Source organism: Aurantimonas sp. A2-1-M11, from assembly GCF_036549475.1.
Lineage (GTDB): Bacteria > Pseudomonadota > Alphaproteobacteria > Rhizobiales > Rhizobiaceae > Aurantimonas.
The window spans coordinates 23,907-45,540 of record NZ_JAZHLI010000030.1; the positions used below are offsets into that span (position 1 = coordinate 23,907).

Here is a 21,634-nt window from a genome sequence, read left to right on the forward strand (position 1 = left end):
CACGGCCGGGAGATGGGCGCGTGCCGGGTCAGCCGGCGTAGTCGCGCCATTCCCTGGCCTGGGCAAGGGCGGCGTCGCGCAGCCAGGCGATGTCGCTGCCCGAGGCGACGGCGGCATAGCCGTCGGCGAAGAGCTGCTGCCAGCCGCGGCCCTGGCGGGGGACGGTGGCCAGTGGCTTGCCGGCCTTGCGGATGGCGGCCTCGGCCTCGGCGATCAGGCGCTCGACCTCCGGGGCGCCGGTCTGGTCGGGCATGCCGGCGCTGCCGGACAGGTCGGCCGGGCCGATGAAGACCATGTCGACGCCCGGCACCGCCGCGATTGCGCCGGCTTGAGCGACGGCCTCGACCGTCTCGATCTGGGGGATCACCATGAGCCGCTCATGGGCCGTGCCGACATAGCCGGGAAGCAGGCCATAGCGGGAGCCGCGCACCACGGCGGCGGCGTTGCCGCGCTGGCCGAAGGGTGTGTAGAGGCAGGCATCGACCACCATCTTCGCCTCTGCGGCGGAATTGACCATGGGCACGAGCACCGCTTCGGCGCCGGCATCGACGATGCGCTTGAGATAGGCGGGATCGGCGGCCGGGACGCGGATGATGGCGGTGGTCGGCGTGCCGTTGAGGGCGCGCATCATGTCGATGGCCGACTGGATGTCACCGGGACCGTGCTCCTGGTCGATGATGACGAAGTCCAGCCCGACGAGCCCGACGATCTCCGCGGTGGTGGCATTGGCACTCTGCAGCCAGACGCCGAAGGATTTCTCGCCCGCCGCGACGCGGGTCTTCAACCGGTTCTCGCGGGGTGCTGCGGGATGCGTCATGCCTGGTCCAATCCATCAGTGTTGCTGATGAAATGATAGGCGGGAACTGCGCGGCGTGAAAGCACCCGCGCGGGTGTTTTGTGGGGATCCCGGACGGCGAACGGCGGGCCGGTAAGGCGCGGGAGCTGAGCCGTCGGCTTGCGCGGCAGTGCCGGCGCCCCAGCTTTGGTGGCATCGCAAGCGAGGGGAATGGACCATGCAGGCCTGGCAGATCGATCAATTCGGACCAGCGGACAGCCTCGTCCTGCGCGAGGTGCCCGATCCGGTGCCGGGGCCGGGAGACGTGGTGGTCGCGGTGGCGGCGGCGAGCGTGAACCCGGCGGACGCCAAATTGCGGGCCGGCCGCTCGCCGGGTGCCGACGCGATCGGCTTTCCGCTGACATTGGGCCGGGACTTTTCCGGCACGGTGACGGCGCGGGACGAGGGCGTCACCGATCTCGACGTGGGCGACGCGGTGTTCGGCGTGCTCGACCGGGGGCACGAGGGCGCCTGCGCCGGCAAGGTGGCCCTGGCCGCCGGGCTCGCCGCGCGCAAGCCCGAGACGCTGTCCCATGTCGACGCCGCGGCGCTGGCGCTAACCGGGCTGACCGCCCTGGTCGCGCTGGAGGATGTCGCACAGCTGGCAGGCGGACAGCGCATCCTCATCCATGGCGGGGCCGGCGGGGTCGGCAGCTTTGCCGTGCAATATGCCAGGCATGTGGGCGCCGAGGTGATCGCGACCGCGAGCGCGGCGAACCACGACTATCTGCGCGGTCTCGGGGCGGACCAGGTCATCGACTACACCACGACGGCCTTCGAGACGGCGGTGAGCGGCTGCGACGTGGTCTTCGACACGATCGGCGGCGAGGTGCATCGCCGCTCGCTCCAGGTGCTGAAGCCCGGCGGCCTGCTCGTGCACATCGCGCCGGGGCCGGCGGACATGGCGACGCCGGAGGACATCCGCATCGTTCGGCCGCATGTGGGCCGCGACCGGGCGCATCTCCTGAGGATCCTCGAACTCGTGGCCAGCGGGGCGGTGTGCCCGCCGCAGATCGCGACCATGGCGTTCGCGGACCTGCCGGCGGCGCACCAGCGGATCGAGACCGGCCATGTGCGCGGGAAGATCGTGCTCAGCCCGGTTTCCTGAGAGGCTCGGGACAATGTTCGCCGCGGGAACCGATATGTGCCACGCGACGTGAAAGAACCGCGCCGCGACGGGAGGGAAAAAGGAGAGAGCCGATGAGCGAAGCTTTGCGGCGCCGGATGGTCGAGGACCAGCTCGTGCGTGCCGGCATCTCGGACCGCCGCGTGCTCGACGCCATGGGCCGGGTGCCGCGCGAGGCCTTCGTGCCGGACGCGCTGGCGGCATCCGCCTATGCGGATTCGCCGTTGTCGATCGGCGGTGGGCAGACGATCTCGCAGCCCGCCATCGTCGCCCTGATGCTGGAAGCGGCCAGGGTTGCACCCGGCGACCGGGTTCTCGACGTGGGCACCGGCTCCGGCTATGCGGCGGCGATGGCGGCCGACATGGGCGCGACGGTCCACTCCATCGAGCGGGACCCGGACCTGGCCGAGGCGGCCCGCGCGCGGCTGAAGGCGCTCGGCTACGATGTCGCCGTGACAATCGGCGACGGGACCCTGGGGCTGGCGGAGGCCGCCCCCTTCGACGCGATCCTGGTGGCCGCTGCGGCGCCGGCGATACCCGACAGCCTGCGCCGACAGCTGGCCATCGGCGGGCGGCTGGTGATCCCGGTCGGCCGGACGCGCCAGCGGCAGGAACTGCGCCGGATCACGCGGCGTTCGGCGATGGAATTCGACGACGTGCTGCTCGAACTGGTCGCCTTCGTGCCGCTGATTGGCCGCGAGGGCTGGCCGGACGCGTCGGGCGGCGGCTGACGGGGCGAGAGGCCGGGGAAGCGGCGCCGCACCGCTTGGTTGGCGTGGCGGCCTAGCTGGCGAGCATGCGCCCGTAGATGGCGACATCGACATTGCCGCCACTGACGATGATGCCGACGCGCAGGCCCTTACAGTCGACTGCGCCGGTGAAGGCGGCCGCCGCCGCCAGGCAGCCGGTCGGCTCGACCACCGTCTTCATGCGTTCGGCGAAGAAGCGCATGGCGTCCACCAGCGCCGCGTCGGGCACGGTGACGATGGCATCGACGCGGTCGCGGATGATCGGAAAGGTCAGGTCGCCGAGATGGGTGGTGAGGGCGCCGTCGGCGATGGAACGCGGCACCGGGATGCGCACGATCTCACCCCTGGCGAGGGACTGGCGGCCGTCGTCGCCGGCTTCCGGCTCGACGCCGATGACGCGGCAGCCGGGCGACATCCCGGCCGCGGCCAGGGCCGAGCCGGAGAGGAGGCCGCCGCCGCCGAGGCAAACCAGCAGGATGTCGAGCGGACCGGTTTCCTCGATGAGCTCGGCCGCCGCGGTGCCCTGGCCGGCGATGATGTCGCGATGGTCGTAGGGCGGGATCAGCGTCAGGCCGCGTTCCGCGGCGATGCCATTGGCCAGCGCTTCGCGGTCCTCGGCGTAGCGGTCGTAGGTGATGATTTCGGCGCCGTAGCCCCGGGTTGCGGCGACCTTCATGGCCGGGGCGTCGGATGGCATCAGGATCGTGGCCGGCACGCTCTCGATACGGGCGGCCAGCGCGATCGCCTGCGCGTGGTTGCCGGAGGAGAAGGCCATGACGCCGTGGCGGCGCGCGTCCTTGGGCAGGGCGGCGATGGCATTGCAGGCGCCGCGGAACTTGAAGGACCCGGCGCGCTGCAGGTTCTCGCATTTGAAATGCAGGCGCGCGCCGGTGCGTTCGTCGGCAAAGCGCGAGGTCATGACCGGCGTGCGGTGGGCGATGCCGGCAACCCGCGCCCGTGCGGTGGCGACATCGGCGAAGGTCGGGAGCGGGGCGGCGGGTGTGCGTGACACGATCGAGCGCCTTCATCTGGAACGGCGCGGCAGCGCCAACGCCGCGTCTTCAACGTCAGCCGCGCGTCGTTGTAAAGAGCCTGCCGAGAGCGGGGCGGATAGGGATTGCGGCTTGAGGCTGACGCTACCAGCGCAGGAGGCGTCGGCCGAGGAGCGCGCCGGTGCCGACCAGCACCAGCGAGGCCAGCGGATACCAGACGGCGACGAAGAGCGGCGAATCGTCGGTGCAGTGCGCCGCATAGAAGAAAGCGGCGATGGCGGCCGCGGCCAGCCCCGCGACCGCGCCGGCGATGGCCGGCCGGGTCGGGGCCTGCCGGTGCAGCGCCCACAAAAAGACGAGCAGCGCAGGAGCGCCCATGGAAGGGATCGCGGTCAGACACATCAGGGCGTTGGAGCCGACGAGATAGGCCATCCAGAGATCTGGCGGCAGGGCGACAAGCTCGGCAAGGACGGCGAGGAACATCACGCCGGCCGGCAGCGCCAGCCACCACAGCCTGCGCGCCGAAGCTGCGGGACGAGACAGCGTCCGCATCGCCAGGAAGGCTGTGACGGCGAGAAGCCCGGTGACCACGAACTTGAAATCGAAGCGGATCGTCTGCAGGGCGCCGGCGAGATCCGGCCGCACGCCGATGGCGGTGAAGAAGACCAGGCCGGCGAGCGACGCCGCAATGGTGGCGAGCAGCGGCCAGGACGGGCCGGTCTCGGGCGCGGTGCGCCGGCTGTCGGCCACCAGCGTGTCGATGAGGGTGTCGGTCTGCATGGCTCAGGTCCGTCCGAATCTGCCGGCGATCGCGGCGAGGCCGCGATGAAAGGCCACCCGCACGGCGCCCTCGGTGACTCCAAGCCGGCTGGCCGTCTCGGTGATCGACCGGCCGTGGACGGACAGGGAGGCGACGACCTCGCGCTGACGACCGGCAAGGGTCAGAAGCGCGCGGGATATGTCGTGGGCTTTGGCATCGGGCATGGAATCGGGATCGTCCAGCGTGTCGGAAAAATCGGCAATATCGAGATGGATGCGGCGGCCTTCGCGGCGCCAGGCATCGATCGCCTTGTAGCGGGCGATGGCGAACAGCCAGGGCGCGACGGGCTCGTCCTGTCGCCAGGTGTGTCGCTTCTGATGGACCGCCATCAGGATCTCCTGGACCAGATCCTCCGGATCGTAGCCGCCGGCACGGGCCGGCGCCTTCGCCCGGGCGAAGCCTCGCAGGAGACCCGCGACCTCCTGAAGGAAATCGCGATAAGCGTCGTCGTCGCCGGCATTCGCCAACGTCAGAAGGGTTTCCAGGCGTCCGGGCCGGACGGGCGAGGCAGGCTGCATGACGGGTTCTTCGCGCGCAGGGCCAAGGATGTTTCGCAGCATGGCAAATTTTTCCGCCGGCGGTGCATGGCGAGTTTCACATGATGGTGATGGCGCGATCGGCGTAACGAACCCCTCGGCGGCCGCGAAGACGGGGAGGCGGGACCGGCAACAATGTCGCCCGACCAAAGGTCTCGAAGGAGGATGATTTCATGGACCGTCGCTCTCTGAACCTCGCGCTTGCCGGCTCGCTCGCCGCAGCCCTGACGACCTCGGTGCTGCCTGCTTCGGCGGCGGACGAGACGGATACGGTGAAGTGCTACGGCGTCGCGCTCGCCGGCCAGAACGACTGCGCCGCCGGCCCGGGCACGACCTGCGCCGGCACGTCCAGCGTCGACTACCAGGGCAATGCCTGGAAGGCGGTGCCGGCGGGCACCTGCGAAACGATGGAACTGCCGGACGACCGGATGGGCTCGATCGAGCCGCTGGAGCGCGATCTGCCGAGCTGATCGCGACCGTGACAAGGGAGGCCCGGCGGATCGTCCGGGCCTTCCCGCTTCGGCCAAGGCCCGTTTCGCCAGAGGGAATTGCCCCATGTCGCAGAACCATCCCGCCCTTGCCGCCGCCCCGACTGCGGCATCGCCGCTGCCCGCCGCGGCCGGGCTCGGCCTGAAGCTCGAACATGCCGGCGAGATCCTCGCGACCGGGCCGGCAGTCGGCTTCTTCGAGGTGCATGCGGAGAACTACATGGGCGCCGGCGGGCCGCCGCACCGCTATCTGGAAGCGATCGCCGCCCGCTATCCGCTGTCGCTGCACGGCGTCGGCCTGTCCATCGGCGGGGAGGGCGCGCTCGACCGGGCGCATCTGGCCCGGCTGCGCAGGCTGATCGAACGCTACCGGCCGGCGAGCTTCTCCGAGCATCTGGCATGGTCGACCCACGAGAGCGCCTTCTTCAACGATCTGCTGCCGCTGCCCTACACGCCGGCAACGCTGGAGCGGGTGATCGCCCATGTGGCCGAGACGCAGGACGCGCTCGGGGTCCGCATGCTCCTGGAAAACCCCTCGACCTACCTGCTCTTCGCCGAATCCTGCATCGACGAGATCGACTTCCTGACCGCGGTTTCCGAGCGCACCGGCTGCGGCCTGCTGCTCGACGTCAACAACGTCATGGTCTCGGCGGTCAATCACGGCCTCGATCCGGTCGCCTATGTCGACCGGTTTCCGCTGGAGCGGGTCGGGGAGATCCATCTTGCCGGCTATGACGAGACGATCGACGAAGCCGGCGACCGGCTGCTGATCGACGCGCACAACGCCCCGGTGCTGCCCGACGTCTTCGCGCTCTACCGCCATGTGCTCGGTCGTAGCGGAGCGCTGCCGACGCTGGTCGAATGGGACAACGACGTGCCGCCCTTCGCGACGCTGCTGGAGGAGGTGGTGCGGGTGGAAAGCGCCCTTGCCGACGAGCAGCGGGCCCGTCGGCGCGTGCGGTCGGCGGCATGACCGCCGGGGCGGGCACCGCGGCGGCGCCCAGCGCGGGTGACTTCATCGCCGCGCTGAGCGTTGCGGATGCGCCGATGCCGCCGGGGCTGACGACCCATCGCGGCACTCGCGACGCCCGCCGCTTCGCGGTCTATCGCAACAATGTCCATGTCGGGCTGGTCAAGGCGCTCGAAACGGCGTTTCCGGTGGTCCGTCGGCTGGTCGGAGAGGCGTTCTTCCGGATCATGGCGCGGGCGTTCGTCGCCGCCGTGAAGCCGGCGTCTCCGGTGATGCTGACCTATGGCCACGGCTTTCCGGATTTCGTGGCGGGATTCGCGCCGGCCGGTGGCCTGCCCTATCTCGCCGACATCGCGCGGCTGGAGGTGGCGCTGTCGCAGGCCTATCACGCCGCCGAGGCGACGACGCTGGGCCGGAGCGATGTCGCCGGGCTCGATCCGTCGCGCCTCGCGGTCACTGCGACCGCGCTGCATCCCGCCACGAACCTGGTCCGCTCGCCCCATCCGGTCGGCACGATCTGGTCGAACCATCAGGTCGAGCCGCTGGGACCGGTCACATGCTGGGCGAGCGAGGCGGTGCTGGTGACGCGGCCTGAGGCAGCGGTGCGGTCAACGGTCCTGCCGCCGCGCGACGTGCCGTTCGTGACTTCGCTCATGGAGGGCGAGAGCCTTGCGGATGCGGCCGGAGCGGCCTTCGCGGCCGACGCGGCGTTCGACTTCGGCGGCGCGCTGATCGCGCTGGTCGAACTGGGGGCCGTCACCGGCTTTTGCGACAGGGAGAGACAGGATGCGTGACTATCTGGCCCGCGCCGAGGCCGCACTCGGCGCCGTTCCGCCGGCCCTGCCGCTTCTGGCGCTGCGGATCGCCCTGGCGGTGCCGTTCTACCGGTCCGGACTGACCAAATGGGACGGTTTCCTGAAATTGTCGGGGGGAGCGCGCTACCTGTTCACCCAGGAGTTCAGGCTGCACATCCTCGGCGCCGAGTTCGCCTATCCGCTGCCGATCCTGAGCGCACATCTGGCGGGCATCGCCGAAATCGTGCTGCCGGTCCTCCTGGTGCTGGGACTCGGCACGCGCCTTGCCGCCTTCGCGCTCCTGATGATGACCGCAATCATCCAGATCACCGTGCCGGACGGCTGGGCGAACTTTCACCTGCCCTGGGCGGCGATGGCGCTGACGTTGATGACCTTCGGCGGCGGCCGGCTGGCGCTGGACACGCTGATCTTCGGCAGGAGCCAGAGCGCTGCCGCATCGACCCGACAATCGGGATCGCTCGTCGGCCAGACGATGCGGAGAGGCACTAGGTCGGAACGTCCCATGTGCCTGCCGGCGGATGCACGGCGCGCCAGGCCGCGCCCGGCGCCGTCCGCCTGAGCGGCTATGAAGCAGAGCAAACACGAAAAAGCCGCCAGGGACATCTCCCGGCGGCTCCGCGTTCTCCTTGCGGAGAAAGGTGCGGGCCCGCTCTTCGACTCGCCAGTACATCCGTGGTCGGACGAACAGCTGAAGACCCTGGGCACATCGACCTGAAAACTCAGGGACGCGCTGCACTACACACAGATGGGTACGCCATGAAGCTTGCGCAAGGCTGACCTCGGGCAAATTCGCGTGCCTATTCCGCGGCTTCGCCAATATATCCGGGCGCGTTCGTCCACGCGTCGGCATTTCGGTCGGTTTGGCATGGGTTCTCGGGGTGCATCCGAGGATGACGCGGCTGAGAGGCGGGCCACTTCTGCGGTGAAGCTTGAGCGAGGGGAGAGTGACGCCGAGAACCGGTGGCGAGGTCTCGGAACGGTGAGAGCGCCGGCAGGTCCCATTGTCATGCTCTGGGGCAGGCCGAATTCTCTCCGTCGCGGGCATCGTGTAAGGGTGTCGTCGACGGACCGACGCTGCAGCAGATGTTGACATAAGGATATGTTTATGTGATGCCGCGTAGCGACAAGGAAACGGTGAAGCCATGACAGAGACGTCCGACAAGCTCTTCGGGGCGATGACCGAAGGCCGTTCGCCGGCAGAAGCCTCGCGGGCGCTGCGCAAGGCCGTGGCCGAGCGCATCCTGGTCCTCGACGGTGCCATGGGAACCGAGATCCAGCTGCTCGGCCTCGGCGAGGACGAATTCCGCGGGCACCGCTTCGGCGCCTGCGAATGCCACCTGCAGGGCAACAACGACCTGCTCAACCTGACGCAGCCGCAGGCGATCGAGGACATCCACTACGCCTATGCCATGGCCGGCGCGGACATCCTGGAAACCAACACCTTCTCCTCCACGACGATCGCCCAGGCCGATTACCAGATGGAGGACCAGGTCTACGAGCTGAACCGCGACGGCGCGCGGCTGGCCCGCCGGGCCTGCATCCGCGCCGAGGAGAAGGACGGCAAGCGCCGCTTCGTCGCCGGCGCGCTGGGACCGACGAACCGGACCGCCTCGATCTCGCCGGACGTCAACAATCCCGGCTACCGGGCCGTCACCTTCGACGACCTGCGCATCGCCTATGGTGAGCAGCTGCGCGGCCTGATCGACGGCGGCTCCGACCTGATCCTGATCGAGACGATCTTCGACACGCTGAACGCCAAGGCGGCGATCTTCGCCTGCGAGGAGATCTTCGCGGAGAAGGGCGTGACGCTGCCGCTGATGATTTCGGGCACGATCACCGACCTGTCCGGCCGCACGCTGTCGGGCCAGACGCCGACGGCGTTCTGGCATTCGGTGCGGCACGGCCGGCCCTTCACCATCGGCCTGAACTGCGCCCTCGGCGCAAGCGCGATGCGCGACCATCTGGCGGAAATCTCGGCGGCCGCCGACACCTTCGTCTGCGCCTATCCGAATGCCGGCCTGCCGAACGAGTTCGGCGAGTACGACCAGAGCCCCGAGCAGATGGCCAAGGAGGTCGAGATCTTCTGCAAGGAAGGGCTGGTCAACGTGCTGGGTGGCTGCTGCGGCTCGACGCCGGACCACATCAAGGCCGTGGCCGAGACCGCCGCGCGCTACAAGCCGCGCAAGGTGCCGACGATCGCGCCGCTGATGCGCCTGTCGGGCCTCGAGCCGTTCACGCTGACCAAGGAGATCCCCTTCGTCAATGTCGGCGAGCGGACCAACGTCACCGGCTCGGCCCGCTTCCGCAAGATGATCGAGGCGAACGACCTGCCGGCTGCCCTGGACGTGGCCCGCAGCCAGGTCGAGAACGGCGCCCAGATCATCGACGTCAACATGGACGAAGGGTTGATCGACTCCAAGCAGATGATGATCGACTACCTGAACCTGATCGCGGCCGAGCCCGACATCGCCAAGGTGCCGGTGATGATCGATTCCTCGAAGTTCGAGGTGATCGAGGCCGGGCTGAAATGCGTGCAGGGCAAGGCGCTGGTCAACTCGATCTCCATGAAGGAGGGCGAGGAGAGCTTCCTGACGCAGGCGCGGCTGGTGCGCAGCTACGGCGCCGCGGTGGTGGTCATGGCCTTCGACGAGCAGGGACAGGCCGACACGCTGGAGCGCAAGGTCTCGATCTGCAGCCGGGCCTACAAGCTCCTGACCGAGCAGGCGGGCTTCCCGCCGGAGGACATCGTCTTCGATCCGAACGTCTTCGCGATCGCCACCGGCATCGAGGAGCACAATGGCTACGGCGTCGCCTTCATCGAGGCAACGCGCCAGATCCGCCAGAACCTGCCCGGGGCGCACATCTCGGGCGGCGTGTCCAACCTGTCCTTCTCGTTCCGCGGCAACGAGGCGGTGCGCGAGGCCATGCACGCGGTGTTCCTGTACCACGCCATCCAGGCGGGCATGGACATGGGCATCGTCAACGCCGGGCAGCTGGCGGTCTACGAGTCGATCGACCCGGAACTGCGCGAGGCGTGCGAGGACGTGGTTCTCGACCGCAAGCGCGCCGACGGCGCGGACCCGACCGAGCGGCTGCTGGAACTGGCCGAGCGCTGGCGCGGGGCCGGCGGCAAGGAGGCGAAGGCCAAGGACCTGACCTGGCGCGAGAAGAGCGTCCAGGACCGCATTGCCCATGCCCTGGTGAACGGCATCACCGAGTACATCGTCGAGGACACCGAAGAGGCGCGGCTCGAGGCGGACAGGCCGCTGCACGTCATCGAGGGGCCGCTGATGGACGGCATGAACATCGTCGGCGACCTGTTCGGCGCCGGCAAGATGTTCCTGCCGCAGGTGGTCAAGTCTGCCCGCGTCATGAAGCAGGCGGTGGCGCATCTCCTGCCCTACATGGAGGAGGAGAAGCGGCTGAACGGCACCGACGAGCGCTCCAACGCCGGCAAGGTGCTGATGGCGACCGTGAAGGGCGACGTCCACGACATCGGCAAGAACATCGTCGGCGTGGTCCTAGCCTGCAACAATTACGAGGTCATCGATCTCGGGGTGATGGTGCCGGCCGCCAAGATCCTGGAGACGGCGCGCAAGGAGAAGGTCGACGTCATCGGCCTGTCCGGCCTGATCACGCCGTCGCTCGACGAGATGGTGCATGTCGCCGCGGAGATGGAGCGCGAGGGCTTCGACATTCCGCTCCTCATCGGCGGTGCGACGACCAGCAAGGTGCACACCGCCGTGAAGATCGACCCCGGCTACAACCGGGGCCAGACGGTCTATGTCACCGACGCGTCGCGCGCCGTCGGCGTGGTGTCGCACCTGCTCTCGCAGGAGACGCGGGACAGCTATGTCGAGGGCGTGAAGGCGGATTACCAGAAGGTCGCCGAGGCGCATCGCAAGGGCGAGCGCGACAAAAAGCGGCTGCCGCTCGCCCAGGCCCGTGCCAATGCGCAGGTCTGCGACTGGGCGGCCTACGAGCCGGTCACGCCGTCAATCACCGGCACCCGCGTCTTCGAGGACTGGGACCTGGAGGAGCTCGCCCGCTACATCGACTGGACGCCGTTCTTCCAGACCTGGGAGATGAAGGGCCGCTATCCGGGTATCCTGGAGGACGAGAAGCAGGGCGAGGCGGCCCGGGCGCTGTTCAGCGACGCCCAGGCGATGCTGAAGCAGATCATCGCCGAGAAGTGGTTCCGCCCGCGCGGCGTGATCGGCTTCTGGCCGGCCAATTCGGTGGGTGACGACATCCGCCTCTACACCGGCGAGGACCGCAAGGAGGAACTGGCGACGTTCTACACGCTGCGCCAGCAGCTGACCAAGCGCGGGGACCGCCCGAACGTGGCGCTGGCCGACTTCGTGGCGCCGCAGGACAGCGGCAAGGGCGATCATGTCGGCGGCTTCGTGGTCACAGCCGGCATCGAGGAGGAGGCGATCGCCAACCGCTTCGCCAAGGCCAACGACGATTACTCCTCGATCATGGTCAAGGCACTCGCCGACCGCTTCGCCGAAGCCTTCGCCGAACGCATGCACGAGAGGGTGCGCCGGGAGTTCTGGGGCTATGCCCCGGACGAGGCCTTCGCGCCCGAGGAACTGATCAGCGAGGACTATGCCGGGATCCGGCCGGCACCGGGCTATCCGGCCCAGCCCGACCACACCGAGAAGACCACGCTGTTCGAGCTTCTCGACGCGGAGGCCACGACCGGCGTGACCCTGACCGAGAGCTATGCCATGTGGCCGGGCTCGTCGGTGTCGGGCCTCTATATCGGCCACCCCGAGGCGTATTATTTCGGCGTCGCCAAGATCGAGCGCGATCAGGTCGAGGATTATGCGCGGCGCAAGGGCATGGCGCTTGCCGAGGTCGAACGCTGGCTGGCGCCGATCCTCAACTACATTCCGAAGGCCGCCGAAGAGGCACCGGCCGAAGCCGCCGAATAGGCGGCCGGCCGGATCGGAGGGCAGGGTGTGCGACGCCCGCTGCGAAAGGATCGCGGCGGGCGTTCGCTTGTGGTCCGCAGGGCGCGTGAGCGGACGCCCCTGCGTGATGGTTTCAACGGATCGTGCATGCCGAGGATCGATTTCGATTCGAGGACCTGCGCGCGTGCCCTTCTCATGAAGCTGGAATCGTTCTAGATTGGGTTCGCTGGATGTTAACCAGCGACATGGTCGAGGGACGATTTGATGCGGCTGACCCGCCAGACGAACTACGCGATCCGGATTCTGATGTATTGCGCCTCCAACGGGGGGCAGCTGAGCCGCATCAAGGATATTGCGGCCGCCTATTCGGCATCCGAGCTGTTCCTGTTCAAGATCCTGCAGCCTCTGGTCGAGGCCCGCATGATCGAGACCGTGCGCGGTCGCAACGGCGGCGTCCGGCTGGCCCGGCCCGCATCGGCGATCAATCTGCGCAACGTGGTCGAGGTGACCGAAGAGAATTTCGCCCTGGCGGAATGTTTCGAGACCGGGGCGGTGGATTGTCCGCTGGTCAACAGCTGCGAGCTGAACTCGGCGCTGCGCGAGGCGCTGAATGCCTTCCTGGGGGCGCTGGGCCACTACACGATCGAGGATCTTCTCGGCAACAAGGCCTTCATGCGCCGTCGTCTCGGCCTGATGGAGCCGATGCAGGGTCTCGCCGCGGCGAGCTGACGGTCGCTCCGGCCGTCCACGCACAGGCTGGCTGTACCGACGACCGGAACGTCGTCGGGGCTTGGCGGTCGCGTGCGTGCGCACCTATATGGCGGCCTGACGCCCGCCTATTCCGCCAGCAGCGACCCGCACTTCATGACCAGCACCACCACGAACGACGCGGATGCCGCCTGGGCCTCTGCACCGTCCCCCTGCGTCGACATCTGCAAGTACAAGCGGCAGGGCCGCTGCGTCGGCTGTTCGATGACCAAGGCGGAAAAGCAGGCCTTTCCGTCCTCCGGCGGGGCCGCGCAGAAGCGCGAATTCATCGAGACGCTGATCACGCGCCTGCAGGAATCGGCGCGCAATCCGGCTTTCTGGGTGATGTCCTACCGGCGCAAATGCGAGCGCGAGGGCGTGCCCTGTCCGATCCCGAGCGAAGACGACGCCGCTTGACGCAGGCGGCGCGGCAATTGCCGCATGCGTTCCCAGAACGGGAAAGGCCCGCCGGAGACGATCCGGCGGGCCTTTCGATGTCGGACGGTGCTCTTGCGACCGGCGTGCCGGTGTCAGGCGGCCGTCGTCTTGAGGTGGGCGCGGAGCATCCAGGCGAACTTGTCGTGCTGCTCGATGCGTGCCGTCGCCAGATCGTTGGTGGCGAAGTCGCCATGCTGGTCGGCGACCTCGGCGAGTGCCGACAGGGTTGAGGACAGGGTCTCCTGGTCCTGCATCAGGACCTCGACCATGGTGCGGGCGTCGGTGCGGCCGTCATGCTCCTCGATGGCGCTGCGCTCGAGAAAGACCGAATAGCGACCCTCGGCATGGGCGTCGAACGTCTTGATGCGCTCGGCCAGCGTGTCCTGCCCCTCGAAGTGATCCTCATAGATCTCCTGAAACAGCGCATGCAGCGCGCCGAAGGACATGCCGGTCACGTTCCAGTGGAAGTTCTGGGCCTTCAGCGTCGCGATCGCCGTCTCGGCCAGCGACTGGGTGAGGCCGTTGACGATCTCTTCCTTTGCCGTCGGTTCGATCTTGGCTGCTACTAGTCCCATGGCTCAGGTCCCTGAATGGTGTTTTAGAATGTTTCTAATGTAGACCCTCGGTCCGTCCGTGGCAAGGTTGCGGCGATCCGCCCCAGGCAGTTTTTCGCTTCACAGGGCGTTCGCGAGGGAGGCGGCGAGGAATCGCAGCCAGCGCCGGCCATCCGGGCGTACCCGCCAGGCGACGAGCGCGCCGGCGGCGGCATTCTCGCCGGAGCGCAGCACCGACAGGAGGCGCAGCAGCCAGATCTCGTCATCCGAAGCGTGGCGTGCCCCCGGCCGGTAGAACACCATCTCCCGCAGGCTCCTGGCCGACAGGCCGCGGAAGAAGGCGATGGCAAAGCGCTCCAGCGAGACGTTGGATTCGCCGGCCAGCAGGAAGCAGGCGCGTTCCAGATCCGGCTTTGGCGCCAGACGGCTCTTCAACGCGAACCAGCGCAGACGGTTCAATTCGTCGCATTCGTCATCGGTCAGTTGCGGCGTTGCGGGCCGGACCGTCGGGCAGTCACCGCCGGGAAAGGCCAGTACGCGCGCGGGCGCCGCGATGTGCGGCAGGGATGAATCGGTCAGGGGCAATGCAGACATGATATTTCCGCGTTGAGGAAAGCCGTGCGGGACGAAACCGGAGCCGGCGATGATGCCGATACCTGGAACCGTTCCAAACTTGACAACTACTTTCATCTATTCATAGCAGACCGGGAATGGAAGGGAAATGCCGCGTGCCGGGTGGGGACCCACCGGGCCGTCGCCCTTCCGGCAATCTCATCACAGGAGGCCGCGTGGCCAAGCGTTGGGGCGATGCCCCGTCACCCTGCATCGACATCTGCAAGTACAAGGATGGCGGCCGCTGCATCGGCTGCGCCATGACCAAGCCGGACAAGAAGCGGTTCAAGCGGCTGGACGGCAAGGCCGAGAAGAAGGCGTTCTTCCGGCTGATCGCCGAGCGGCTGGCCGCGGCCGGGCGCTACGATCGCTGGGCGCATGTCTATCGGCGCAAATGCGCCAAGAAGGACCAGCCATGCCCGCTCGACAAGCTGGAGGTGCCGGCCGAGGCGTGAGCCTGGTGCCCGCAGGCGGCTGAGAAACCGATTCCGGACCTGCCGGCAATATTTTGGGCTAACTCGATAAAAATGGCGGCGCGCCAATCCGGCGCGCCGCCCTTTTCGTTTGTCGCGTGGTGGAGGCCGGGCCCGTTATTCGGCCGGTACCGATGCCTCGTTGTCGCCCCCCGATGCGGGCGCGGCCGTCTTCGGCGCAGGCTGCTTGCGGGCGAGCAGCATGTAGAAGAGCGGGATGAAGAAGATCGCCACGAAGGTCGCCGCCAGCATGCCGCCGATGACGCCGGTGCCGATCGAGTGGCGGCTGGCCGAGCCGGCGCCGGTGGAGATCGCCAGCGGCACGACGCCAAGGATGAAGGCCAGCGACGTCATGATGATCGGCCGGAAGCGCAGCTTGGCGCCTTCCAGCGCGGCGTCGAAGGCCGACAGGCCCTCCGCCCGCTTCAGGACCGCGAACTCCACGATCAGGATGGCGTTCTTGGCCGCCAGCCCCACCAGCGTCACCAGACCGATCTGGAAATAGACGTCGTTGTCGAGGCCGCGGAGCCAGATCGCGAGCAATGCGCCGAGCATGGCGAAGGGCACCGCCAGGAGGACGGCGATCGGCAGCGACCAGCGCTCGTACTGGGCCGACAGGATCAGGAACACCATGAGGATGCCGAAGCCGATGGCGACCAGTCCGGTGCCGCCCGAGGCGATCTCCTGATAGGCCGAGCCCGTCCAGGCGACCTGGTAGCCCTCGGGCAGGCTCGCCGCCGCGACCTCCTGCATCGCCGCCAGCGCCTGGCCGGAGGAGAAGCCGGGGGCGGGGCCGCCGGAGACCTTGGCGGCGTTGAACGCGTTGAAGCGCTCGATCAGGTCGGGCCCGACGATCCGCTCCACCGAGAGCAGGGCGTCGAGGGGGATCATCGCGCCATTGGTCGCCTTGACGTAGACGAAGCGCAGATCCTCGGGTTTCTCGCGGAAATCCGATTCCGACTGGAGCGAGACGCGGTAGTTGCGGCCGAGCAGGGTGAAGTCGTTGACGTAGAGCGACCCGAAGGTCGACTGCATGGTCTCGAAGATCGACGAGATCGGCACGTCCAGCGCCTTGGCCTTCTGGCGGTCGACGTCGATCTGGTACTGCGGGACATTGGCCGAGAAGGTGGTGCGCACGCCGGCCAGTTCCGGCCGCTCGGCGGCGGCGGCCACGAGGGCGTTGGTCGCCTCGATCAGCGACTGCGCCCCGGCATTGCGGCGGTCCTGGACGAACAGGTCGAAGCCGCCGGTGGTCGACAGGCCCTGGATCGGTGGCGGGTTGAAGGCGAGCACCATGCCGTCCTGGATGCCGGCATTCATGCCGATGAACGGGCCGACGAGATTGCGGGCGTCGAGCGACGGATCGGTGCGTTCGCCCCAGTCCTTGAGGCTGACGAAGGCCACGCCGGCGCTGGATTTCTGCGTGCCGGCGAGGAGGTCGAAGCCCGCAAAGGCGGTGACGTCCTGCACGGCCGGGTGCTGGCGCAGATTCTCGCTGACCTGCTCCATCACCTCGGTGGTGCGCGCCAGGGAGGCGGCCGGCGGCAGGATCGCGATGACGAAATTGACGCCCTGATCCTCGTCGGGAACCAGCGAGCCGGGGATGGCCTGGAACATGTAGTAGCTGCCGCCGACGACGCCGGCGAACAGCACCAGCGCCAGGATCGCGCAGCGCATGATGAAGGCAACGCCCGCCCCGTAGGCGCGGGTGAGCTTGTCGAAGCCGCTGTTGAACCAGCGGAACGGCGCCCATGGCTCGGAATGGCTGTTCTTGAGCAGGAGGCCGCAGAGCGCCGGGGTCAGCGTCAGCGCGACTATGCCGGAGATCGTGACCGACACGGCGATGGTCACCGCGAACTGGCGATACATCGTGCCGGCGAGGCCGCCGAGGAAGGCGACCGGGATGAACACGGCGCACAGCACCAGCACGATGGCGATCACCGGCCCGGCGACCTCGGTCATTGCCTTGGCCGTGGCGTCCCTGGCCTTGAGGCCCTCGGTCCGCATGATCCGCTCGACATTCTCCAGGACGACGATGGCGTCGTCGACGACGATGCCGATCGCCAGCACCAGGCCGAACAGCGTCAGGAGGTTGATCGAGAATCCGAGCGCCAAAAGCACGCCGAAGGTGCCGATGATCGACACCGGCACGGCGATCATCGGGATCAGCGTCGCGCGGAAGCTCTGCAGGAAGACGAAGACGACGACGAAGACCAGCGCCATCGCCTCCATGAAGGTGATGACCACCTCCTCGATCGAGGCCTCGATGAACTTCGTCGTGTCGTAGGGGATGGCGAAGCTGATGCCGTCCGGGAAGGAGCCGGACAGCTCCTGCATGCGCTCGTTGACGCCGGCGAGCGTGTCGAGGGCATTGGCGCCCGGCTGCAGATAGATGCCGATGGGCACGGTGGGCGTGCCGTTGTAGGTGGCGTTGAAGCCGTAATCCTGGGCACCGAGCTCGACCCGCGCCACGTCCTTGAGCAGCAGCGACGAGCCGTTCTGGTCGGAGCGCAGGATGATGTTCTCGAACGCCTCCCTGTCGGGCAGGCGGCCGGCCGTGGTCACCGAATAGGTGAAGGCGAGATCGGTGTTGGTGGGCGGAGCGCCGAACTGGCCGGCGGCGAACTGGGCGTTCTGATCGCGGATCGCGGTGGCGACGTCGCCGGGCGTGAGATCGTAGGAGGCCAGCGCGTCCGGGCGCAGCCAGATGCGCATGGAATAGTTGCGGGCGCCGAAGAGCTGCGCCTCGCCGATGCCCGGCAGCCGCTTGAGCTCGTCGAGGACGTTGAGCAGCACGTAGTTCGACACATAGGTCGCGTCGTAACGCGGATCCGTCGACGACATGGTCAGAACCGCCAGGATCGACGAGTTCTGCTTGGCGACGGTGACGCCGAGTCGCTGGACCTGCTCGGGCAGGGAGGCATTGGCCTGCTGCACGCGGTTGTTGACGTTGATCGTCGCCTGGTCGGGATCGGTGCCGCTGGCGAAGGTGACGGTGATCGTCGCCGTGCCCGTCGAGGAGTTCGTGGACTGCATGTACAGCATGTCCTCGACGCCGTTGATCTGCTGCTCGATCGGCGCGGCGACGGTCTGGGCGATGGTCTCGGCGCTGGCGCCGGGATAGGAGGCGCGCACCTGGACCTGTGGCGGCACCAGCTGCGGATATTGCTCGATCGGCAGCGCGCTGATCGACAGCAGGCCGCCGAGGGTGATGAGGATCGAGATGACGGCCGCGAAGATCGGCCGGTCGACGAAGAAGCGGGCGTTCATCGCGCGGACTCCGCTGCCGCTTCGTCGCCATTCGTGGCGCGGCGGGCGTCATCGCCATCGGGCAGGGCGGTCAGGGGGACCGGCGGCTCGTTCGTCCGAATGCCGGTGCCCGAGGCCGTTCCGGCTTCGACAACCACCTTGTCCGCATCGCCTGCGTCGGGCTGGATCACACCCTGCTGCTCGGCATCGGCCTCTGCAGGCTGAGACGCGGCCGGCTCGGGCTCGGCGGGCTTCGGCGCATCGGTGGCAGCGGCCGCGTCGGCGCCTGTGGCGTCTTCACCGGCCGGCTCGGCCGCCGGCTGCGGGTCGACCGGCGCGCCCGGGCGGACCTTGACGACGCCCTTGACGATGACCCGGTCACCATTCGCCAGCCCTTCCGAGACGACGATGGAGCCGTCGAGATTGCGGCCGACGACGATCGGGCGGACCTCGGCGACATTCTCGTCGGTCAGCGTGTAGACGAACGTGCCCTGCGGCCCCTGCATCAGCGCCTCCATCGGCAACTCGATGGCATCCTCGATGGACAGACCCTCGAGCTGCAGGCGCACGAACTGGCCCGGCAGCAGCCTGGTGTCGGGGTTCGGCAGCACAGCGCGCGACAGGATCGTGCCGGTCTGGGAATCGATGGTGGTGGAGGTAAAGTCGATGGTGCCGGTCTGGCCGTAGGTCTCGCCGTCGCCGAACATCACGGTGACGGTGAGGTCGGACGGCGACGAGGAGCCCTGCAGCTGGCCGCTTTCGACCAGCTCGCGGATCGAGGCGGCCTCGGTGTCGGCAGCCGAGAAGTTCACATAGACCGGGTCGAGCCGGCTGATGCGGGTGAGCAGGTCGCCGGTGCTGAGCAGACTGCCTTCGGGCACCTGTTCCAGGCTGGTGACGCCGCCGACCGGCGCCTCGACGGTCGCGTAGTCCAGCGAGAGATTGGCGGTGCGCAGCTGCGCCTCGGCGGCCGCGACCTGCGCCTCGGCGAGTTCTCGCGCCGAGATCGAATCCTCGAGGGTGGCCTGGCTCGATGCCCCGCTGCGGGCGAGCTGGCGGGCCCGGGCTTCGCTGCGCTGTGCCTGGCCGAGCTGGGCCTGGGCCTGCAGGACCTGCGCCCTGGCCAGCGCGACCTGGGCCTCGTAGGTCGCCGGATCGATGCGGAACAGGAGGGTGCCGGCAGCCACCTGCGAGCCTTCGTCGAAATCGCGTTCCAGCAGGATGCCGCCGACGCGGGCGCGCACCTCAACCTCGCGGGAGGAGGCGACGCGGCCGGCATATTCGTAGGTGACCGGCAGGCTCGTGGTCTTGACGGTCTGCACGGTCACGGCGGGCGGGGGCGGGGTGCCGCCGGCGCCCTGTGCCAGGGAAAGGCTGGTCGTCGCCAGCGACGCGGCGGCCAGTGCCGTCATGCGCAAAATCAGGTTAAGTCCGCGCATTGTAAAACCTTTTTCCGGCCGGCTCCGGCGGCGTTCTCTTGCATTGCAGCATACATACATGCATAAATGTATCCGAGCAAGGGAGGCAGGATTTGAGACGCACGAAGCAGGATGCCCTGCAGACGCGCGAGGCGATCCTCGACGCTGCGGAAACGTTGTTCTACGAAAAGGGCGTCGCTTCGACGACCCTCGGTCACATTGCCGCGACCGCAGGCCTCACCCGCGGCGCGATCTACTGGCACTTCGCCAACAAGCTCGTACTGTTCCAGGCGATGCAGGACCGCGCCCGCCTGCCGCAGGAGGAGTTCTTCGACGAACAGGCCTGCGCCGGCCGCCGCTCCCTGCAGGATCTCTACGAGAACACGATCGAGGCGCTCAGGCATCTGGAGCGCGACGAAAGAACCCGTAAGGTGCTGACGATCCTCCTGTTCCGCTGCGAATATGTGGGCGAGATGCAGGATGCGATGATCCGGCGGACCGACGCCGAGGAGACCATGCACAAGGCTGTTTCCGGGATTTTCGCCGCGGTGCAGCATCGCGGCGAGCTGAAGCACGAATGGGAGCCGAAAGAGGCGGCAACGGCCTATGTCTGCGCGGTGAGCGGGGTGATTTCCGAATGGTTGCGCTCGGATCGCGGCTTCGACCTGACCGGGGTCGGCACCCGGGTGGTGCGCAGCGTCATTGCCGGCTTCGCCTGTGCCGGCGCGCGGGTCGCCTGCTTGGAAGAGAAGGCGCAGACGGGTGTGGTGGCGGATGCCACCTGAGGCCAGGCAGGACGCAGGCGCTGCGTTGCCATGCGGGGCAGCGAATGTTTTCCCCGAAGGATGGCGATATTTGGAACGTGCGACGCTGCAATGGCGCAGCAGGGGTTCTATCTTCCGGCACGACTGCGATGTAGGCACGGTCATGCCGGACCTGCCGTCTTCCCGGCAACCAACCAACCGCGGCAAGATGCCGGCCTGCGCGCCGGGCCGGGACGATCCGGGCGGACACGGACACTGAAAAGGAACGACGCCTGATGAGTTCTCTCGCCCGCCAGCCGGAGCATTCGCCGGAGCCCACCTTCCCGATTCCCGCGGGCGTCTTCGCCGAGACCGTGACCATGGTGACGCATTACACCGACAGTCTGTTCGCGTTCCGCATCACCCGGCCGCAGAGCTTCCGCTTCCGCTCGGGCGAGTTCGTGATGATTGGCCTGCCGAACGCGGAGAAGCCGGTCTATCGCGCCTATTCGATCGCCAGCCCCGCCTGGGACGAGGAACTGGAGTTCTTCTCCATCAAGGTGCCGAACGGCCCGCTGACCGAGCATCTGCAGAAGATCAAGGTCGGCGACACGGTGCTGATGCGCAAGAAGGCGACGGGGACGCTCGTCCACGACGCGCTGAAGCCGGGCAAGCGGCTGTTCCTGTTCTCGACCGGTACCGGCATCGCGCCGTTTGCCTCGGTGATCCGCGACCCGGAGACCTACGAGAAGTTCGACCAGGTGATCCTGACCCAGACCTGCCGCGGCGATGCCGAGCTCGCCTATGGCCGCGAACTGGTGGAGACCTGCCGGACCGACGAGCTGATGAGCGAGTTCATCGGCGACAAGCTGATCTTCCATGCCAGCGCGACCCGCGAGGGCGAGACGCGCGGCCACCGCATCACCACGCTGATCGAGAACGGCAGGCTGTTCCAGGATCTGGGCATCGCGCCGCTCGACCCGGAGACCGACCGGGCGATGATCTGCGGCTCCATGGCGATGCTGAAGGATACCGAGGCGCTGCTGGAGGCACGCGGCTTCGAGGAAGGTGCCAACAACAAGCCGGGCACCTTCGTCGTCGAACGCGCCTTCGTGGACTGATCCGATGAAATGCCGGCGCATCGCGCGCC

The 21,634-nt window shown here is 68.0% G+C and carries 19 protein-coding genes and 1 pseudogene; 12 read left to right on the plus strand and 8 right to left on the minus strand.

Annotated features, from left to right (window positions below; genetic code table 11):
- Positions 1 to 28: 28 nt before the first annotated feature.
- Complete coding sequence (locus VQ042_RS14440; protein WP_331820454.1) at positions 29 to 817, minus strand: HpcH/HpaI aldolase family protein; 789 nt, start codon at positions 815 to 817, stop codon at positions 29 to 31.
- 196 nt (positions 818 to 1,013) lie between these two features.
- On the opposite strand from VQ042_RS14440, the gene VQ042_RS14445 reads away from it, so the two are divergent.
- Together VQ042_RS14445 and VQ042_RS14450 are read left to right on the plus strand one after the other, a co-directional pair.
- On the plus strand, positions 1,014 to 1,943 hold the full coding sequence (locus tag VQ042_RS14445; RefSeq protein ID WP_331820456.1) for an NADP-dependent oxidoreductase: 930 nt from the start codon (positions 1,014 to 1,016) through the stop codon (positions 1,941 to 1,943).
- A gap of 92 nt (positions 1,944 to 2,035) precedes the next feature.
- Positions 2,036 to 2,692 (plus strand): protein-L-isoaspartate(D-aspartate) O-methyltransferase, encoded by a 657-nt coding sequence (locus VQ042_RS14450; RefSeq protein ID WP_331820458.1) that lies wholly within the window; start codon positions 2,036 to 2,038, stop codon positions 2,690 to 2,692.
- A gap of 52 nt (positions 2,693 to 2,744) precedes the next feature.
- On the opposite strand, the gene VQ042_RS14455 is transcribed toward VQ042_RS14450, so the two are convergent.
- The 3 genes from VQ042_RS14455 to VQ042_RS14465 all read right to left on the minus strand — a co-directional run bounded on the left by VQ042_RS14455 (position 2,745) and on the right by VQ042_RS14465 (position 5,040).
- The gene (locus tag VQ042_RS14455; protein WP_331820460.1) at positions 2,745 to 3,722 is read right to left on the minus strand and encodes a threo-3-hydroxy-L-aspartate ammonia-lyase; all 978 of its coding nucleotides are present in this window, start codon (positions 3,720 to 3,722) and stop codon (positions 2,745 to 2,747) included.
- Between the two features lie 124 nt (positions 3,723 to 3,846).
- Positions 3,847 to 4,482 (minus strand): NrsF family protein, encoded by a 636-nt coding sequence (locus VQ042_RS14460; protein WP_331820462.1) that lies wholly within the window; start codon positions 4,480 to 4,482, stop codon positions 3,847 to 3,849.
- 3 nt (positions 4,483 to 4,485) lie between these two features.
- Positions 4,486 to 5,040, minus strand: coding sequence for a sigma-70 family RNA polymerase sigma factor (locus tag VQ042_RS14465; RefSeq protein WP_331820511.1), 555 nt, complete (start codon positions 5,038 to 5,040; stop codon positions 4,486 to 4,488).
- A 191-nt stretch (positions 5,041 to 5,231) separates the two neighbouring features.
- Here VQ042_RS14465 and VQ042_RS14470 point away from each other — a divergent pair, with 191 nt between their 5' ends.
- The 7 genes and pseudogenes from VQ042_RS14470 to VQ042_RS14500 all read left to right on the plus strand — a co-directional run bounded on the left by VQ042_RS14470 (position 5,232) and on the right by VQ042_RS14500 (position 13,414).
- Positions 5,232 to 5,528: a BufA1 family periplasmic bufferin-type metallophore gene (locus VQ042_RS14470; RefSeq protein WP_331820464.1), complete on the plus strand. Its 297-nt coding sequence runs from the start codon at positions 5,232 to 5,234 to the stop codon at positions 5,526 to 5,528.
- Positions 5,529 to 5,613: 85 nt separating this feature from the next.
- On the plus strand, positions 5,614 to 6,519 hold the full coding sequence (gene bufB / locus VQ042_RS14475) for an MNIO family bufferin maturase (protein WP_331820466.1): 906 nt from the start codon (positions 5,614 to 5,616) through the stop codon (positions 6,517 to 6,519).
- Positions 6,516 to 7,310, plus strand: a complete 795-nt coding sequence (locus tag VQ042_RS14480; protein ID WP_331820468.1) for a DNA-binding domain-containing protein — start codon at positions 6,516 to 6,518, stop codon at positions 7,308 to 7,310. Before bufB ends, VQ042_RS14480 begins: the two co-directional genes overlap by 4 nt.
- A pseudogene (locus VQ042_RS14485) lies at positions 7,303 to 7,740 on the plus strand (DoxX family protein); the annotation flags it as partial. The gene VQ042_RS14480 and the pseudogene VQ042_RS14485, both read left to right, overlap by 8 nt.
- 733 nt (positions 7,741 to 8,473) lie before the next feature.
- Entirely contained in the window at positions 8,474 to 12,271 is a 3,798-nt protein-coding gene (gene metH, locus VQ042_RS14490) for a methionine synthase (protein WP_331820470.1), read from the plus strand.
- A gap of 243 nt (positions 12,272 to 12,514) precedes the next feature.
- Entirely contained in the window at positions 12,515 to 12,979 is a 465-nt protein-coding gene (rirA, locus tag VQ042_RS14495; protein WP_331820472.1) for an iron-responsive transcriptional regulator RirA, read from the plus strand.
- 72 nt (positions 12,980 to 13,051) lie between these two features.
- The gene (locus VQ042_RS14500) at positions 13,052 to 13,414 is read left to right on the plus strand and encodes a DUF1289 domain-containing protein (RefSeq protein WP_331820474.1); all 363 of its coding nucleotides are present in this window, start codon (positions 13,052 to 13,054) and stop codon (positions 13,412 to 13,414) included.
- A gap of 113 nt (positions 13,415 to 13,527) precedes the next feature.
- Here the strand turns inward: VQ042_RS14500 and VQ042_RS14505 are convergent, their stop codons facing one another.
- Both VQ042_RS14505 and VQ042_RS14510 read right to left on the minus strand, forming a co-directional pair.
- Positions 13,528 to 14,010 (minus strand): Dps family protein, encoded by a 483-nt coding sequence (locus VQ042_RS14505; RefSeq protein WP_331820476.1) that lies wholly within the window; start codon positions 14,008 to 14,010, stop codon positions 13,528 to 13,530.
- A gap of 99 nt (positions 14,011 to 14,109) precedes the next feature.
- Positions 14,110 to 14,583 carry a hypothetical protein gene (locus VQ042_RS14510; RefSeq protein ID WP_331820477.1) on the minus strand — a complete coding sequence of 158 codons (474 nt, stop codon included), beginning with the start codon at positions 14,581 to 14,583 and terminating at the stop codon, positions 14,110 to 14,112.
- A 194-nt stretch (positions 14,584 to 14,777) separates the two neighbouring features.
- On the opposite strand from VQ042_RS14510, the gene VQ042_RS14515 reads away from it, so the two are divergent.
- Positions 14,778 to 15,056, plus strand: a complete 279-nt coding sequence (locus VQ042_RS14515; protein ID WP_331820479.1) for a DUF1289 domain-containing protein — start codon at positions 14,778 to 14,780, stop codon at positions 15,054 to 15,056.
- A 135-nt stretch (positions 15,057 to 15,191) separates the two neighbouring features.
- Here the strand turns inward: VQ042_RS14515 and VQ042_RS14520 are convergent, their stop codons facing one another.
- A complete protein-coding gene (locus VQ042_RS14520) occupies positions 15,192 to 18,344 on the minus strand; it encodes an efflux RND transporter permease subunit (RefSeq protein WP_331820481.1) in 3,153 nt (1,050 codons plus the stop codon).
- Positions 18,341 to 19,762 (minus strand): efflux RND transporter periplasmic adaptor subunit, encoded by a 1,422-nt coding sequence (locus VQ042_RS14525; RefSeq protein ID WP_331820483.1) that lies wholly within the window; start codon positions 19,760 to 19,762, stop codon positions 18,341 to 18,343. The genes VQ042_RS14520 and VQ042_RS14525 overlap by 4 nt, the downstream gene beginning before the upstream one ends.
- Positions 19,763 to 19,854: 92 nt before the next feature.
- Here VQ042_RS14525 and VQ042_RS14530 point away from each other — a divergent pair, with 92 nt between their 5' ends.
- Positions 19,855 to 20,526 carry a TetR family transcriptional regulator gene (locus VQ042_RS14530; protein ID WP_331820485.1) on the plus strand — a complete coding sequence of 224 codons (672 nt, stop codon included), beginning with the start codon at positions 19,855 to 19,857 and terminating at the stop codon, positions 20,524 to 20,526.
- Between the two features lie 254 nt (positions 20,527 to 20,780).
- Positions 20,781 to 21,605, plus strand: a complete 825-nt coding sequence (locus VQ042_RS14535) for a ferredoxin--NADP reductase (protein ID WP_331820487.1) — start codon at positions 20,781 to 20,783, stop codon at positions 21,603 to 21,605.
- The last annotated feature ends 29 nt before the right edge of the window (positions 21,606 to 21,634 follow it).